This is a genomic window from Petropleomorpha daqingensis, assembly GCF_013408985.1.
In the GTDB taxonomy this organism is placed as follows: Bacteria; Actinomycetota; Actinomycetes; order Mycobacteriales; family Geodermatophilaceae; genus Petropleomorpha; species Petropleomorpha daqingensis.
In genome coordinates this window covers 1,922,890-1,938,276 of record NZ_JACBZT010000001.1, presented here as the reverse complement: position 1 = coordinate 1,938,276, position 15,387 = coordinate 1,922,890, and the positions used below count along the sequence as shown (strand labels likewise).

The window sequence follows — 15,387 nt, the reverse complement described above, 5'->3', positions numbered from 1 at the left end:
GCGGGCACGCTATCGGAGTTTTCGCACATGTGTGCGAAAACCTGTGGACTCAGGCGGTCAGCGCGAGGGCGAACGGCAGCACCGCACCGGCCCCCGCCCGGCGCAGCTCGCGACCGGCGACCGTCATCGTCCAGCGCGAGTCGGCCAGGTCGTCGACGAGCAGCACGGGCGCCGGGCCGATCGAGCGCAGCGCCTCGGCCAGCTCAGGGCCGACGACGATCCGCCCCCAGACGCCGGCCAGCCGGAAGGCGCTGTTCCCGCCGGGCTGTCCGGTCGGGCCGCCGTGCTCCAACGACAGCGACCCCAGGAAAGGGAGGCGGCCCATCCGCGCCAGACCCTCGGCTACGCCGCGGATCAGCTGCGGCCGGCGCCGCGACGGCATCGCGACCACGGCTCCGGGGCGCTCCGCCCAGTCCCACGCCTTGAGCACGCGGGCGCACGCGGCCAGCAGCTCGTCGTCCGGCGGCTGGTCGGTCAGCGTGTGACGCAACGGGACGTCGAAGGCGGCGTCCGGGTCCTCCTCGATGCCGGGCGCCTCGAGGTCGACCACCCCGCCGACGCCGTCGTCCCCGAGCAGGGTCCGCAACCGCTGACCCCAGCCGAGGTCGGTCAGCCGGGCGACGGCCCGGCCGGGCTCCAGCTGCTCGTCGGGCGAGATCTTGCCGCGCACCTCGACGCCCAGCCGATCGGCGCCGGTGGGCCACTGCGCCCGAGGGGCGAGCTCGACGCCGGGGCGGTCGAGCACGGCGGCGGCGGCCTCGGCGGCGCCGGCCGGGACGTCGACGGGGTACCAGGGGCCGGCGCAGACGTCGCAGCGTCCGCACGGCGCCGCGGTCGGGTCGTCCAGCGCCTCCTGCAGGAACGCCATGCGGCACTGGGCCTCGTCGACCGGCCGGGCGTAGGCGATCATCGCCCGCTGCTCGGCCTCGCGGGTGCGGTGCACGCGGGCGTAGCGGTCGGCGTCGTAGACCCAGGGCTGCCCGGTGGAGCGCCAGCCGCCCTGCACCCGCTCCACCGCCCCGTCGACGGCGAGCACCTTGAGCAGCAGCTCCAGACGCGAGCGCCGGACGTCGGCGACGGTCTCCAGCCGGGCGACCGACCAGGCCTTGCCGTCGGCCATCGCCGACAGGACGGCAGCCGCGTGGTCCTCCCGCGGCATGGACGACGTGGCGAACCACTGCCAGATCGCGAGGTCCTCGGGGCCGGGCAGCAGCAGGACGTCGGCCGACTCCACGGCGCGACCGGCGCGGCCGACCTGCTGGTAGTAGGAGACCGGGGACGACGGCGCCCCGAGGTGGACGACGAAGCCGAGGTCCGGCTTGTCGAAGCCCATCCCCAGAGCCGAGGTCGCGACCAGCGCCTTGACCGAGTTCGACCGGAGCGCCTCCTCGGCCTCGCGGCGGTCGGCGTCGTCGAGCCGGCCGGTGTAGGCGCGCACGTCGTAGCCGGCGTCGCGCAGCAGGGAGGCGGTCTCCTCGGCCGCGGCCACGGTGAGCGTGTAGACGATGCCGCTGCCCGGCAGGTCGCCGAGGTGCGCGGCCAACCAGGCCAACCGCGCCCGGTCGGTGGGCAGCCGCAGCACGCCCAGGCGCAGCGAGTCGCGGGCGAGCGGGCCGCGGACGGTGGTGACCGAGACGCCGCCGGCGCCCAGCTGCTCGGCGACGTCGGCGACCACGCGCTCGTTGGCCGTCGCCGTCGTCGCCAGCACCGGCGTCCCCTCCGGCAGGGTGCCGAGCAGGTCCCGGATGCGCCGGTAGTCCGGCCGGAAGTCGTGCCCCCAGTCGGAGACGCAGTGCGCCTCGTCGACCACGAGCAGCCCGCAGCGGCGCACCAGGTCGGGCAGCTGCTCCTCGCGGAACCGCGGGTTGGTCAGCCGTTCCGGCGAGACGAGCAGGACGTCGACCTCGTCGGCGGCGAGCCGGGCGGCGACGTCGTCCCACTCGGTGGCGTTGGCGCTGGAGATCTCCACCGCCCGGATGCCGGCGCGGGACGCGGCGGCCACCTGGTCGCGCATGAGCGCGAGCAGCGGCGACACCAGCAGCGTCGGCCCGGTGCCGCGACGGCGCAGCAGCGCCGTGGAGACGAAGTACACCGCCGACTTCCCCCAGCCGGTGCGCTGCACGACCAGGGCGCGCTGCCCCTGCTCGACCAGGGCCGCGACGGCGACGTCCTGCCCCTCCCGGAAGACGGCGTCGGGACGCCCGGTCAGCTCGCGCAGGACGGCGAGTGCCTCCTCGCTCACGGAGGTGGTCAGTCCGGCAGGCGCAGCACTCACGAGGACCGACAGTAGGCATCAGGAGAGACAGGGAGGGCCACCTGCCCACGACCTGTGGAAGAGGCGCAGAATCGGGCCGATGCGACCGCCGGACAACCACGTGCACACCGAGTGGTCGTGGGACACCGCCGACTCGGCCTCGATGATCGCCGCCTGCACCCAGGCCGTCGCCGAGGGGCTGCCGGCCATCGCCTTCACCGAGCACCTCGACTTCACCGTCTGGCACGCCGAGGACCGCGCGACGACGTCCGGGATGCGCGGCCGCCACCCCGGTCAGCAGCTGCCGATCGACGTCGAGGGCTACTTCGCCGACATCGCCGAGTGCCGCGAGCGCTTCCCCGAGCTGCGGATCTGGTCGGGCATCGAGGCGGGCGAGCCGCACCTGTTCGCGGCGAGCCTCGGCCGGCACCTCGAGCGGTCGCCGGTCGACCGGATCCTCGGCTCGCTGCACTCGCTGGAGCTGAACGGCCACCTGGTCGGCGTCACCCGGCTGCTGTGGTCCGACGCGGACGGGACGATGCGCCGCTACCTGGCCGAGGTCGTGGACATGATCGAGTCCAGCGACGTCTTCCAGGTGCTGGCGCACGTCGACTTCCCGCGGCGCTACTGGCCGGGCGGGACGGACCGGTTCGTCGAGAAGGACTTCGAGGAGGAGTACCGGGCCGTGTTCCGGGCGCTGGCCGGCACCGGTCGGGCGCTCGAGGTGAACACCAGCAGCCCGCTCGCCTCGGCGGACCTGGTGCGCTGGTTCCGCGAGGAGGGCGGCGAGGCGGTCAGCTTCGGCAGCGACGCCCACCAGCCCAAGGCGGTCGGCCAGCGGTTCGACCTCGCCGTGGACGTCGTCGAGGCGGCCGGCTTCCGTCCGGGCCGCGACCGGTTCGACTTCTGGCGCCGGTGACGACGATCCGCGAGGCGACGCCGGAGGACGGCGCCGCCTGCGCCGCGATCTACGCGCCCTACGTCCGCGACACCGCGATCACCTTCGAGTCCGAGCCGCCGACGCCGGACCAGATGGCGGAGCGGATCGCGAAGGCGCAGAAGAACCACGCGTGGCTGGTCGCCGAGGACGGCGGCCGCGTCGTCGGGTACGCCTACGCGGGGCCGTACAAGGAACGGGCCGCCTACCGGTGGGCCTGCGAGGTCAGCGTCTACCTCGAGCCGGGACGACGACGCGGCGGCACCGGCCGGGCGCTCTACGAGGCCCTGTTCGAGCGGCTCGTCGCCCGCGGGTTCCGGACGGCGGTCGCCGGCATGACGCTGCCCAACCCCGCGAGCGAGGGCCTGCACCGCGCACTGGGGTTCGAGCCGATCGGCGTCTACCGCGGCATCGGCTGGAAGCACGACCGCTGGCACGACGTCGCCTGGACCCAGAAGGCGCTGGACGACGGAACGGGACCGCCCACCGAACCGGTGTGATCTTCCGGGCTGAACTACTTCACCGCTAAGAGAAATCTCGCTAGGCTCCCTCGGGTGACCACCCCGGGCGCTCGCCGAGTCGTCATCGCCCTCGGCGGCAACGCCATGACCGGCCCCGACGGCTCGGCCGCCCCCGGCGCGCAGCGCGACGCCATCGCGGTGGCGGCCCAGCACATCGCCGACGTCGTCGCGGCCGGCGCCGAGGTGGTGCTCACCCACGGCAACGGCCCGCAGGTCGGCAACCTGCTGGTCAAGAACGAGATGGCCGCGCACGTCGTCCCCCCGGTCCCGCTGGACTGGAACGTGGCGCAGACCCAGGCGACCATCGCCTTCACCCTCGCCGACGAGCTCGACGCGGCGCTGCAGACCCGCGGCCTGCCCCAGCGCACCGCCGGGCTGGTCACCCGCACCCTCGTCGACGCCGACGACCCCGGCTTCACGGACCCGTCGAAGCCGGTCGGCCGCTTCGTGTCCCGCGAGGAGGCGGAGCGGTTCATCGCGCTCGGCCAGCGCTGGGAGGACCGCGGCGAGAAGGGCTGGCGGCGGGTCGTGGCCTCGCCGGAGCCGCGCTCGGTGGTCGACTACCCGGCCATCGCCGCCCTGGCAGGGGCCGGGTTCGTCGTCGTCTGCGCCGGTGGCGGGGGCATCCCGGTGGTGGACGACGGCCGGGACGGGCAGGCGCTGCGCGGCGTCGAGGCGGTCATCGACAAGGACCTGACCGCGGCGATCCTGGCGCACGAGCTCGGCGCGGACACCCTGGTCATCGCCACCGACGTCCCCAACGTCATGGTCGACTTCGGCACGCCCACCCAGCGCCCCCTCGGCCGGGTCACCGCCACCGAGCTGCGCGAGCACGCCGCGGCCGGCCAGTTCGCGCGCGGCAGCATGGGCCCCAAGGTCGAGGCTGCGCTGCGCTTCGTCGACAGCGGAGGCACGCGCTCCGTGATCACGTCCCTCGAGCACATCGCCGACGCCGTCGCCGCAGACGACGCCGGCACCGTTCTGACCGCCCGTTGAGAGCAGAAGGACCTTCCTGCCCCCCACCGCTCGCACGCTCGCGCCGGGTCCCTGCAGGAAGGCCGCACCACTCGAAGAGAAAGCGAGACATCCAGTGCCCGCACCGATCGAGGTCCGCAAGGTCCCGCTGCACAACGTCAGCGACGCCTCCGAGCTCGCCAAGCTGATCGACGACGGCGTCATGGAGGCCGACCGGGTCATCGCCGTCATCGGCAAGACGGAGGGCAACGGCGGCGTCAACGACTACACCCGGATCATCGCCGACCGCGCCTTCCGCGAGGTGCTGATGGAGAAGGGCAGCCGGTCGAAGGAGGAGGTCGCCCAGATCCCGATCGTGTGGTCGGGCGGCACCGACGGCGTCATCAGCCCGCACGCCACGATCTTCGCGACGCTGCCCGAGGACGCCGTCGAGAAGACCGACGAGCCGCGGCTGACCGTCGGCTACGCGATGAGCGACGTCCTGCTGCCCGAGGACATCGGCCGCATCTCCATGGTGGAGAAGGTCGCCGAGGGCGTGCGCCGCGCGATGGCCGAGGCCGGCATCACCGACCCGGCCGACGTCCACTACGTGCAGACCAAGACGCCGCTGCTGACGATCGAGACGATCCGCGAGGCGCACTCGCGCGGCAAGGACACCTACTACGACGAGCCGCACGGCTCGATGGACCTCTCCAACGCCACCACGGCGCTCGGCATCGCGGTGGCGCTCGGCGAGATCGAGATGCCCGAGCAGAAGCAGGTCATGCGCGACCTGTCGCTGTACTCCTCGGTGGCGTCCTGCTCGTCGGGCGTGGAGCTGGACCGGGCGCAGATCGTCGTCGTCGGCAACGCCCGCGGCCACGGCGGCAGCTACCGCATCGGCCACTCGGTCATGAAGGACGCCCTGGACCAGGACGGCATCTGGGACGCCATCCGCCAGGCCGGGCTCGACCTGCCCGAGCGGCCGCACGTCAGCGACCTCGGCGACCGGCTGGTCAACGTCTTCCTCAAGTGCGAGGCCGACCCGACCGGCTACGTCCGCGGCCGGCGCAACGCCATGCTCGACGACTCCGACGTCTTCTGGCACCGGCAGATCAAGGCCACCGTCGGGGGCGTCGCCGCCTCGGTGACCGGCGACCCGGCGGTGTTCGTGTCGGTGGCGGCGGTGCACCAGGGCCCGTCCGGCGGCGGTCCCGTCGCCGCGATCATCAAGGCGTAAGGGCGACGAGCGCCCCTCCCGCTTTCGGCGCCGAAAGCGGGAGGGGCGTCGTGCGTCTCAGGGCTGGACGAGGATCCGGATGGGGTTGCCGTCGCGCTCGTGCAGCCGGCGGATGCCCTCGCCCACGTCCTCGAGCGAGACGACGTCGCTGATCGAGCGGGACAGGTCCAGCCGCCCGGCGGAGACCAGCTGGGCGAGGGTCTCGATGTCCTCGGGCTTGTAGCCGAGGTGCCCGAGCGCCTGCTTGCGCAGCAGGTTGAACACCATCGTCGGCCCGAGCGTCGGCTCCTGGCCGCTCATGCCGACGCCGACCAGCCGGCCACCGGGGCGCAGCATCTCGAGGCCCTGCTCGAACGTCGTCTTCAGGCCGACGGCGTCGAACGCGACGTCGAGCAACCGGCCGTGCGTGGCCGCGGCGACCTTCTGCTGCAGGTCCGGGTCGCGGGAGTCGAACGCGGCATCGGCGCCGAGGGCCAGGGCGCGATCGCGGATCTCGTCGTCGATGTCGAAGGCGAGGATCGGGTTGGCCCCGACCAGCCGGGCCAGCTGCACGATGTGCGTGCCGACCCCGCCGATCCCCCAGACGCCCACGGCCTCGCCGATGCGCACCTGCCCGGTGTGCACGACGGCGCCGAACGGGGTGGAGACGGCGTCGGCCAGGATCGCCGCCTGGTCCATGGGCACGTTGTCCGGCACGCGGGTCAGGCCGAACGCCTGCGCCAGCGTGTACTCCGCCCAGGCGCCGTCGTAGGCGAACGCCATCAGCTGCAGGTTCGCGCAGTCGCCGAAGCGCCCGCGCACGCAGAAGTCGCAGACCCCGCACGGCCGGCCGGCAGCCGGGATCACGCGGTCGCCCTCGGCCCAGCCGATCACGCCCGGGCCGAGCTTCGCGATCGTGCCCGATGCCTCGTGCCCCTGGGTGATCACGTCGGGCACGTTCGGGCCGCCGAAGACGCCGTCGATCAGGCTCAGGTCGGAGTGGCAGATGCCGCAGTACTCGACCTTGATCAGCACCTCGCCGGGACCTGGTTCGGGGATCGGGACGTCCTCGACCGCCCACTCGCGGGTCGCCTTGTAGAAACGCTGGGCTCGCATCGTCGCGGGCACGGGCACCGTCCTCTCGCCGGATCGGTCCGAACCTAGCGCGACACGCCGTGCCGACCTGCGCAGAGTTTCGTGGCCCAGGTCACAGGGAAGCCGATGGTCTCGACCGGAAGCCGACCGAGTGGGTTGTCCCATGTCCGAGAACGGAGCTCGACAGCACGGGGGCAACGGGGGATTAGTACGCGTCGTCCGCGGCGCGCTGGAGCAGTTCGCGGGGCTCACGCAGCTCGAGCCCGTCGCGACCACCGGCGTGCGCCGCGAGGACGACGGCTGGTCGGTGCTCGTCGACGTCGTCGAGCTGGAGAGGATCCCGACGACGACCAGCGTCATGGCCACCTACCGGGTGGACATCGACGGCGACGGTGAGCTGACCGGGTACGAGCGGCTGCGCCGGTTCACCCGCGGCTCGGTGGACGCGTCATGAGCGAGCCGTCGCTGCGCCGCACGGGCGGTATCGGGTCGGGGGCGCTGGGCCGGCAGCCCGACTCGCTGGCCGACGTCCTCGAGCGCGTCCTGGACAAGGGCGTGGTCATCGCCGGCGACGTCGTCGTCAACATCCTCGACATCGAGCTGCTCACCCTGAAGCTGCGGCTGTTCATCTCGTCGGCCGAGACCGCGCGCGAGATGGGCCTGGACTGGTGGTCCCACGACCCGTTCTTCTCCGGCCGGCCGGCCGTCGAGCAGGACGACGACGAGACCCAGGCGCTGCGGGACCGCGTGGCCCAGCTCGAGGAGGTGGTCCGCCGCGCCGGGCTGGACGGCGAGGCCGCACCGCGCGCACTCGACCAGGACGGCCACCGATGAGCGAGGAGCTGGACCGCCTCGCCCGCGCGGCCGTCCCCGAGGTGCTCGCCGCGGCGCTGGAGCGCGCCCGCGAGCAGGCCGTCGCCCGGCTGGCCGACCTGCTCACCGACGCGATCGTCGCCCAGGCGCTGGCCGGTGCCCCGCCGGCGCCGGCGCCCGCTCCGGCACAGGACGAGACGGACGGCGAGGCCCTCTACGCCTACGGGATCACCCCGGCCGGTCTGCCGCTGCCGGAGGAGGTGCAGGCGCTGACCGACGGCGGACGGATCGACCGGGTGGCCGCCGGCGACCTCGCCCTGCTGGTCAGCCACGTGCTCCCCGACGAGCTGCGGATCGACGAGGACGACCTGTCGGAGACCGGGCGGCTGGCCACCCTCGCGCGCGGCCACGACGCCGTCGTCCGGGCCGCGGCCGCCTCCGGCCCGGTGCTGCCGCTGCGGTTCGGCACCGTCGTCCCCGACGAGACCGCCGCCCGCCGCCTGCTCGAGGAGCACGCGGGCTCCGCCCGGGCCCAGCTGCGGCGCATCGGCGACAACCGCGAGTGGGGCGTGAAGCTGGTCCGCCGGCTCGACGAGCCGGCGGTCCTCGGCCCGCGACCGGTGGACCGCACCGGCGTGAGCGGCACCGAGTACCTGGCCCGCCGCCGGCAGGCGCTGCGCGCACGCGAGGACGACGAGCGCTCCGCGGCCGGCGCCGCCGAGCTGCTCGAGGAGGCGCTGCGGCCGCACGTGCGCGAGTCGCTGCGCCGTGGCGGCTCCCCCGGCTCGTCGCTGCTGCTGGACCTGGCCTTCCTCGTCCCGCCGGAGCGCGAGTCGGCGTTCCTCGCCGCCGCGGCCGAGCTGCGCGAGAAGCTCGACCCCGACGGCCTGGAGGTCGAGGTCAGCGGGCCGTGGCCGCCGTACTCCTTCGCCGCGCTGGAGCCCGGCGATGCGTGAGCAGCCCGGCATCCTCGGCGGCGACTCCTCCGGCACGAGCCTGGTGGAGCTGCTCGACCGCGTCGTGCACCGCGGCGCCTACGTCAGCGGCGACGTGATCGTCTGCCTGGCCGGCATCGACCTGGTGCGGCTGGACCTGCGGCTGCTGCTCACGGCCATCCAGCCGCACGACGAGGTGCGGCCGTGAGCGCCCCGCGCCGGCTCGCCGGCAGCGGTGAGGACGTCGGCCGCGGGCTCGGCCGGCTGGTCGTCACCCTGCTCGAGGTCGTCCGCCAGGTGGTCGAGCGCCAGGCGCTGCGCCGGGTCGAGGTCGGCGACCTCAGCGACGAGCAGATCGAACGCCTCGGCCAGGCCCTCCTGCAGCTGGAGGCCACCTTCGACGAGCTCATCGAGCACTTCGGCGTCGTCCCGAACGACGTGTACCTGCCCCTGGACCTGGCGGGACTCGACCGTCTCGCCGCCCCCACGAGGAGGACCCCATGACCATGGCCGGCGTCAACCGCGCACCCCGACCGAGCAGCCTGGCCGACGTGCTCGACGTCGTCCTCGACAAGGGCATCGTCATCGACGCCTACGTCCGCGTCGCCCTGGTCGGCATCGAACTGCTGACCATCGACGCCCGCATCGTCATCGCCAGCGTCGACACCTACCTGCGCTTCGCCGAGGCGGTGAACCGGCTCGACCTGCAGCCGTCGCAGGAGGCGACCGGCCTGCCGGGCCTGATCGAGCAGATGCAGGAGGGTGGCGCGAAGCGCAAGACCCGCGGCGCGCTGTCCGGCGCCGGCGAGAAGGCCAAGGACGTCATGCAGTCGCTCACCGGCCGCGGGGACGACGACGAGGACGACGAGGACGACGGCGGCCGCGAGAACGGCCGTCGGCGCGAGGACCGCGGCGTCCCGGCGTCGCGTCGGGCGAGGTCGCGGAGCTGATGGTGCTGCTCGTCCACGGACTGCTCCGCGAGCACGACCGCGCCGTCCTCGAGCGGGTCGGCGGGTCGGTGCACCCGCGCGCGGTCGCCGCCGCCGGCCTGGCCGCCGCCGTCTCCGAGGCGCCCGAGAGCGGGCTCACCGCCGACGACGCCGTCGCCCACCTGGACCTGCTCGTGGCGCTGGCCGCCGACGTCCCGGTGCTGCCGCTCCCCCTGGGGACGACGGCGCCCGACGACGACGCCGTCCGCGAGGAGGTGCTCGCCCCGGCCGCCGACCGGCTGGAGCAGCAGCTGGCCGCGGTGGCGGAGTTCGTGGAGCTGCGGCTGGACCTGGCGTTCGACACCGACGCCGTGGTCGCCGGGATCGCGCGCGGCAACCCGGAGATCGAGCACATGGCCGCGCGCAGCCGGGCGCCCGGCGCGGGGCTGCCGGAGCGGATGGCGCTGGGCGAGGCGGTGGCCGAGCTGGTCGCCGACGAGGAGGCCGTGCGGACGGCGGAGTGGACCGCCGAGCTGGCGTCGATCGCCGAGCGCTCCGCCGTCCTGGCCGCCGACGAGCAGACCCGGCGGACCGCGTACCTGGTCCGCCGCGACCGCCTGGCCGACGCCGACGCCGCCGTCGCCCGGCTCCGGACGGCCGCGGAGGGAGTGGCCGACGTCGAGTACGTCGGGCCGCTGCCGGTCTACAGCTTCCTCGACGACCTGCCGGCGGGCGAGCAGCCCGCCCCGCGCTCGCGTTGGGGGTGGTGAGCCGGAAGGACTTGCCGTCGGAACGGGGGCCGACGACACGGGGACGACAGATAGCAGAGCTCCAGAGGAGGAGTGGAATGACCGAGAGCCCCTTGTCGAACTTGTCGAACGTCAACCCGGGCGTGCTGAAGCTGGGTGGCGTCGCACTGGCCGCCTACGTGCTGGGTCGCATGAAGAAGGGTCGCGCCGCGATCGGGCTGGCCATGTGGGCGGCCGGCATGAAGATGGATCCCAAGCAGCTGGTCCGCGACGGCCTGCTCAACCTGGCCAACTCCGACCAGGGCAAGGAGCTGATCGCGCAGCTCCGCGGACCGGCGCTCGAGGCCGGCCGCAAGGCCGCCAGCGCGACGATCGAGGGCCAGATGGCCGCGCTGACCTCGGCGCTGGAGAAGCGGACCCAGGCGATCTCCGCCGGCGTCGGCCAGGCGGGCGAGGAGGCCGGCGACACCGCGGAGAAGGCGACCGGGCTGCTCGGCCGGCGCAGGGGCAAGCGCAAGGACCAGGCCGAGGCGGAGGAGCCGGCGCAGGACGAGGCCGGTGACGAGAGCCAGGAGCAGGAGGACACCGGCGGGCGCCGTCGCCGCTCCCGCGGTCGCGCTCGGGCCCAGGAGGAGCCGGAGGCCGACGAGGACCAGGCCGACGAGGACCAGGCCGAGGACGACCTCGAGGACGAGGACGAGGACGAGGACGAGGACTACGACGAGGACTACGACGCCGACTACGAGGACGAGGACGAGGAGGAGGACGAGGAGGAGCCCGAGGAGGACGAGGACGAGGAGGCCGACACCGCCGAGGCCGACGAGGGCGAGAGCGACGAGGACGAGGAAGAAGAGGAGCCCGAGCCCCAGCCGGCGCGTTCTCGCGGCCGCGGAGGCCGGGAGGAGCAGGACAGGGGACGGGAGGAGAGCCGGCCCAAGCCCCGCAAGCGCGAGCCCGCCCCTGCCCGGAGCGGCGGACGTGAGTCCGGCCAGTCCCGGAGCGGACGCGCGGCGCCGCAGAGCCGTTCGGCCCGTCGGCCCCGCAAGGAAGGAGCCCGATGATGACCAGCAGCCGAGGCGAGCAGCGAGACGAGGGCGGCGGCGGTGGCCTGCTGTCCACCCTGGCCAACAGCCCGGCCGTCAAGGGGCTGGGTGACGCGGCCAAGGACTACGCCAAGGCCCGCGGGGGTGACCTGGCCAAGAAGGTCGGCGAGAAGGTGACCGGCGCGACCGACTCGCTCAACGGCACGGCCGAGAACGGCGGGTTCAAGGCCACCGCGGTCGGCGAGGTGGCCAAGCGGGTCACCCAGGGCGAGAACCCGGTCAAGGCCGCGCTCGGCGGCGTCGGTGCCGGGATCAAGGACAAGGTCAGCGGGGCGCTCGGCCGCAAGAAGAGCGGCGGCAGCGGCAACAAGAAGTTCATGAGCATCATCGAGGACATCAACGTCGGTGTCCCCGTCGACGTGGCGTACGACCAGTGGACGCAGTTCCAGGAGTTCGCCAGCTTCATGAAGGGCGTGGAGTCGGTCGACCAGACCGACGACGTCGGCAGCAACTGGCGGGTGAAGGTCTTCAAGTCCCGGCGGAACCTCAAGGGGACGGTCACCGAGCAGATCCCCGACCGGAAGATCGCCTGGACGACGGACGGCGCCAAGGGGACGGTCAAGGGCCTGGTCACGTTCCACCCGCTGGCCGACGACCTGACCCAGATCCTGCTGGTCATGGAGTACTACCCGCAGGGCCTGTTCGAGAAGACCGGCAACATCTGGCGAGCCCAGGGCCGGCGCGCGCGGCTGGACCTCAAGAACTTCCGCCGCTTCCTCATGATGCGCGGTGAGGCCACCGGCAGCTGGCGTGGGGAGATCCGTGACGGCGAGGTCGTCCGCACGCCGGAAGAGGTCGAGCAGGACGAGCAGCGCGAGGACGAGGACCAGTACGAGGGCGAGGACGAGGACCAGTACGAGGACGAGGGCGAGGACGAGTCCGAGGGCGAGGACGAGGAGCCGGAGGAGGACGAGGAGGAGGAAGGCGAGGACGAGGAGCCGGCCGCCCGCCAGGCCGGCAACGGCCGGGTCGACCGCGCCGAGGACGAGTCCGACGACGAGGAGGAGCCCGAGGAGGAGCGCAACTTCGTCCACGACGAGGCCGACCAGGACGAGGACGAGCCCGAGGAGCGACCGAGGCCGCGGCAGCGGTCCCGCCGCCGCGAGCCGGCACGAGCCCGATGAGGAGGCGCTAGCCGATGACGCTGCCCGACGAGGACGACGTCCTGGCCCCTGAACGCGAGGCCGAACGCATCCTCACCGTCCGCGAGCAGGTGCTCGACGTCCTGCTCGAGAAGGTCGAGAACGACCACTACCCGTCCTCGGCGATGCTCGACGACATCGAGCGGATCCTCACGCCGTGGCGGCGGGAGGACTACGCCGAGATCCTGATGGACAAGATCCGCCAGGACCGCTACCCCAGCCGGCACCTCATCGAGCGGGCGATGCGCCTGTCGAGCTGAGGTCCGGACGACCGTCGAGCCGCGTGGTGGCGCGGCTCGACGGTCGGGGTCCGGCTCAGGCGGGGACGGCGACGGCCTCGTCGGCGTCCTCCCCGGCGAGGGCCTCGTCGGTCAACTCGGCCGCGTGCGCCCGCAGCAGCAGCCACAGCACGCCGGCGAGCACCAGCAGCACGGCTCCCGAGACCAGGAACACCGCCGAGACGCCGAGGAGGTCGGCCACCACACCGCCGGCGAGAGCGCCCAGCGGGATCGCGCCCCAGACGAGGGTGCGGTAGGCGCCCTGCACGCGGCCGAACATGTGCTCGGGGATGAGCAGCTGGCGCAGCGACATGGTGAGCACGTTCCAGACCATCACCCCGGCGGCCATGACGGCCGACAGCGCCGCGGCCACCCAGCCGTTGTCGACGAAGCCCATGAGCCCGATGGCGGCCGCGCTCACGGCCGCGCCCAGGGTCAGGGCGCGCACCCGGCCGAGCAGCTTGCCGACGAGCGGCGTGGCGAGGCCGCCCAGCAGCGCGCCGACGCCGGCGGAGAGCACGAAGAAGCCGAACCGGCTCGACTGCAGATGCAGGACCTCCAGCACATACAGCACCAGGACGCCGTTGATCATGCTGTTGGTCAGGCAGGTCGCCGCGGAGACCAGCGTGAAGCCGCGCAGCAGCCGGTGGTTCCACAGCCAGCGCACGCCCTCGGCGACGTCGGCCCGGACCGTCGTCGGCCCGCCGGTGCGCTGCGGCCGCTGGACCCCGCGCACGGTGAGGATCAGCAGCGCGGCGACGGCGAACCCGATGGAGTTCAGCGCGATCGGCAGCGCGACGGCGAGCGCGAACAGCGCCGAGCCCAGCGGCGACCCGATGAACTGCTGACCGAGCGACTCCTCCGCGGTGAGCAGGCTGTTCGCCTTGTCCATGTGGCGCCGCTCGATCACCTGCGGCAGCAGGGCACGAGTCGCGCTGTCGTAGATCGTCTCCGCCGTCCCGAGCAGGAAGGCGACGACGTAGAGCGCGAGCACCGAGCCCTCACCGGTCATCACCAGGACGGCGAGCACCCCCAAGGACAGCGCCCGGACGGCGTTGGCCGCCGACATCGCGTACCGGCGGTCGACGCGGTCCACCACCGCGCCGCTGACCAGCGCGAACAGCAGCCACGGCAGGAACGCGAAGCTGGCCAGCCCCGAGACCAGCACCGGGTCGCGGGTGTACGAGGCCGCCAGCAGCGGCAGCGCCGTCCGGCCGATCCCGTCGGCCAGGTTCGACGTGGCGCTGCTGGCGTACAGCCGCCAGAAGCGCGGGCCCAGTCTGCTCACGAGAGCTCCTCCTCGGCGGTGGGGTAGACGGCGTACTGGACGTCGACGTGCCGCGCGCCCGCGCCGGGCGGCAGCTCGCGGTAGCGGTCGATCACGGCCTTGAGCTCGTCGGCCAGCGCCCGCGTCTGCGCCGGATCGAGCGTGAGCGTGCCGTCCATGTCGCTGGAGGCGTTCTGCCACTCCTCCGGCCACGTGGTCGAGGTGGCGAACCAGTGCGCGAGACGGCGGCTCCGGGCGGACTCGAACTCGCGCAGCAGGAAGCCGGCGGCCTCCTTCGTGTCCGGGTCGGTCAGGAAGGCGTTGCCGCTGATGTGGATCTCGTCGACGGCCATGCGCCACATCCGCCGGCGGCGGCCGACGGCCGGCCGGTCCCCCGGCTCCTCGGGAGCGTCGACCTCCTCGACCAGGCCGTGCCGGGCGAGCTGGCGCAGGTGGTAGCTGACCGCGCCGGTCGTCTCCCCGAGCTCCTGGGCCAGGCTGGTCACGCTCATGTGCTCGCGCAGGTCGAGCTGCCGCATGATCTGCACCCGCAGCGGGTGGGCGAGCGCCTTCAGCGAGGCGGCGTCGAGTTCCTTGCGGCGGTGCGGCATGGCGCAAGGTTAGTTTGCAAAGGAGTGTTTGCAAAGTACTTCGGGGAAAAGATCTGGTTGCATCTTCACGTATCGGCGGAGCAGGTTGGGCGCGTCCGCGTCGCCGGGCTGGAGGCCTTCTGGCCGAGCCGCCGGCTGAACGCGTTCGACGGGCTGTGTCGTCCGGCCGCGCCGTCGCGCGCTGCCGGATCGCCCGGCCGATCCCGTCGTCCCTGATCGGCCTGCCGGCAGACGCACCGCGCGGGGTGCGGCCGCGAGGGATGAATCCCTACCAAGCCGATCAGATCAGGAGCTCCCCCGTGTCCGTCACCGACGAACTGCTCGAGAACAACGCCCGCTACGCCGAGTCCTTCACCGGCCCGCTCCCCCTGCCGCCGGCCAAGCACGTCGCCGTCCTGGCCTGCATGGACGCCCGCCTCGACGTCTACCGCGTGCTCGGCCTCCACGAGGGCGAGGCGCACGTCATCCGCAACGCCGGCGGCGTGGTCACCGACGACGAGATCCGCTCGCTCGCGATCAGCCAGCGGCTGCTCGGGACGACCGAGATCATCCTCGTCCACCACACCGACTGCGGGATGCT

Annotated in this window: 18 protein-coding genes and 1 pseudogene; 15 read left to right on the top strand and 4 right to left on the bottom strand. The window is 73.3% G+C overall.

What is annotated here, in order from left to right; genetic code table 11:
• Window positions 1-49 precede the first annotated feature (49 nt).
• Window positions 50-2,275 carry a RecQ family ATP-dependent DNA helicase gene (locus tag GGQ55_RS09595; protein WP_366489029.1) on the bottom strand — a complete coding sequence of 742 codons (2,226 nt, stop codon included), beginning with the start codon at window positions 2,273-2,275 and terminating at the stop codon, window positions 50-52.
• Between the two features lie 79 nt (window positions 2,276-2,354).
• On the opposite strand from GGQ55_RS09595, the gene GGQ55_RS09590 reads away from it, so the two are divergent.
• The 4 genes from GGQ55_RS09590 to bar all read left to right on the top strand — a co-directional run bounded on the left by GGQ55_RS09590 (window position 2,355) and on the right by bar (window position 5,906).
• A complete protein-coding gene (locus tag GGQ55_RS09590; RefSeq protein ID WP_179716251.1) occupies window positions 2,355-3,173 on the top strand; it encodes a PHP domain-containing protein in 819 nt (272 codons plus the stop codon).
• Window positions 3,170-3,691: a GNAT family N-acetyltransferase gene (locus GGQ55_RS09585; RefSeq protein ID WP_366489028.1), complete on the top strand. Its 522-nt coding sequence runs from the start codon at window positions 3,170-3,172 to the stop codon at window positions 3,689-3,691. Before GGQ55_RS09590 ends, GGQ55_RS09585 begins: the two co-directional genes overlap by 4 nt.
• A 54-nt stretch (window positions 3,692-3,745) precedes the next feature.
• A complete protein-coding gene (locus GGQ55_RS09580) occupies window positions 3,746-4,708 on the top strand; it encodes a carbamate kinase (protein ID WP_179716250.1) in 963 nt (320 codons plus the stop codon).
• A gap of 94 nt (window positions 4,709-4,802) precedes the next feature.
• Window positions 4,803-5,906 carry a barbiturase gene (gene bar, locus GGQ55_RS09575; protein WP_179716249.1) on the top strand — a complete coding sequence of 368 codons (1,104 nt, stop codon included), beginning with the start codon at window positions 4,803-4,805 and terminating at the stop codon, window positions 5,904-5,906.
• A 57-nt stretch (window positions 5,907-5,963) separates the two neighbouring features.
• Here bar and GGQ55_RS09570 read toward each other — a convergent pair whose 3' ends face one another.
• Window positions 5,964-7,013: a zinc-binding dehydrogenase gene (locus tag GGQ55_RS09570; protein WP_179716248.1), complete on the bottom strand. Its 1,050-nt coding sequence runs from the start codon at window positions 7,011-7,013 to the stop codon at window positions 5,964-5,966.
• A 130-nt stretch (window positions 7,014-7,143) separates the two neighbouring features.
• On the opposite strand from GGQ55_RS09570, the gene GGQ55_RS09565 reads away from it, so the two are divergent.
• From GGQ55_RS09565 to GGQ55_RS09520, 10 genes are all read left to right on the top strand, one after another.
• A complete protein-coding gene (locus GGQ55_RS09565) occupies window positions 7,144-7,434 on the top strand; it encodes a gas vesicle protein GvpO (RefSeq protein ID WP_179716247.1) in 291 nt (96 codons plus the stop codon).
• The gene (locus GGQ55_RS09560; RefSeq protein ID WP_179716246.1) at window positions 7,431-7,814 is read left to right on the top strand and encodes a gas vesicle protein; all 384 of its coding nucleotides are present in this window, start codon (window positions 7,431-7,433) and stop codon (window positions 7,812-7,814) included. The genes GGQ55_RS09565 and GGQ55_RS09560 overlap by 4 nt, the downstream gene beginning before the upstream one ends.
• A complete protein-coding gene (locus tag GGQ55_RS09555) occupies window positions 7,811-8,749 on the top strand; it encodes a GvpL/GvpF family gas vesicle protein (protein ID WP_179716245.1) in 939 nt (312 codons plus the stop codon). The genes GGQ55_RS09560 and GGQ55_RS09555 overlap by 4 nt, the downstream gene beginning before the upstream one ends.
• Entirely contained in the window at window positions 8,742-8,936 is a 195-nt protein-coding gene (gvpJ, locus tag GGQ55_RS09550; RefSeq protein WP_179716244.1) for a gas vesicle protein GvpJ, read from the top strand. Before GGQ55_RS09555 ends, gvpJ (GGQ55_RS09550) begins: the two co-directional genes overlap by 8 nt.
• Window positions 8,933-9,232 carry a gas vesicle protein K gene (locus tag GGQ55_RS27705; RefSeq protein ID WP_179716243.1) on the top strand — a complete coding sequence of 100 codons (300 nt, stop codon included), beginning with the start codon at window positions 8,933-8,935 and terminating at the stop codon, window positions 9,230-9,232. Before gvpJ (GGQ55_RS09550) ends, GGQ55_RS27705 begins: the two co-directional genes overlap by 4 nt.
• Window positions 9,229-9,678 carry a gas vesicle protein GvpJ gene (gvpJ, locus tag GGQ55_RS09540; RefSeq protein ID WP_179716242.1) on the top strand — a complete coding sequence of 150 codons (450 nt, stop codon included), beginning with the start codon at window positions 9,229-9,231 and terminating at the stop codon, window positions 9,676-9,678. Before GGQ55_RS27705 ends, gvpJ (GGQ55_RS09540) begins: the two co-directional genes overlap by 4 nt.
• On the top strand, window positions 9,678-10,427 hold the full coding sequence (locus GGQ55_RS09535; protein WP_179716241.1) for a GvpL/GvpF family gas vesicle protein: 750 nt from the start codon (window positions 9,678-9,680) through the stop codon (window positions 10,425-10,427). The genes gvpJ (GGQ55_RS09540) and GGQ55_RS09535 overlap by 1 nt, the downstream gene beginning before the upstream one ends.
• Window positions 10,428-10,504: 77 nt before the next feature.
• Window positions 10,505-11,467, top strand: coding sequence for a hypothetical protein (locus tag GGQ55_RS09530; protein ID WP_179716240.1), 963 nt, complete (start codon window positions 10,505-10,507; stop codon window positions 11,465-11,467).
• Window positions 11,467-12,633 (top strand): SRPBCC family protein, encoded by a 1,167-nt coding sequence (locus GGQ55_RS09525; protein ID WP_179716239.1) that lies wholly within the window; start codon window positions 11,467-11,469, stop codon window positions 12,631-12,633. Before GGQ55_RS09530 ends, GGQ55_RS09525 begins: the two co-directional genes overlap by 1 nt.
• Window positions 12,634-12,647: 14 nt before the next feature.
• Entirely contained in the window at window positions 12,648-12,911 is a 264-nt protein-coding gene (locus GGQ55_RS09520) for a hypothetical protein (protein ID WP_179716238.1), read from the top strand.
• A 55-nt stretch (window positions 12,912-12,966) separates the two neighbouring features.
• On the opposite strand, the gene GGQ55_RS09515 is transcribed toward GGQ55_RS09520, so the two are convergent.
• Both GGQ55_RS09515 and GGQ55_RS09510 read right to left on the bottom strand, forming a co-directional pair.
• Complete coding sequence (locus GGQ55_RS09515; protein ID WP_366489027.1) at window positions 12,967-14,217, bottom strand: MFS transporter; 1,251 nt, start codon at window positions 14,215-14,217, stop codon at window positions 12,967-12,969.
• Window positions 14,214-14,807, bottom strand: coding sequence for an ArsR/SmtB family transcription factor (locus tag GGQ55_RS09510; RefSeq protein WP_179716237.1), 594 nt, complete (start codon window positions 14,805-14,807; stop codon window positions 14,214-14,216). The genes GGQ55_RS09515 and GGQ55_RS09510 overlap by 4 nt, the downstream gene beginning before the upstream one ends.
• Before the next feature lie 260 nt (window positions 14,808-15,067).
• Here GGQ55_RS09510 and GGQ55_RS28300 point away from each other — a divergent pair.
• Window positions 15,068-15,352 (top strand): annotated as a pseudogene (locus tag GGQ55_RS28300) (carbonic anhydrase); the annotation flags it as partial.
• Between the last annotated feature and the right edge of the window lie 35 nt (window positions 15,353-15,387).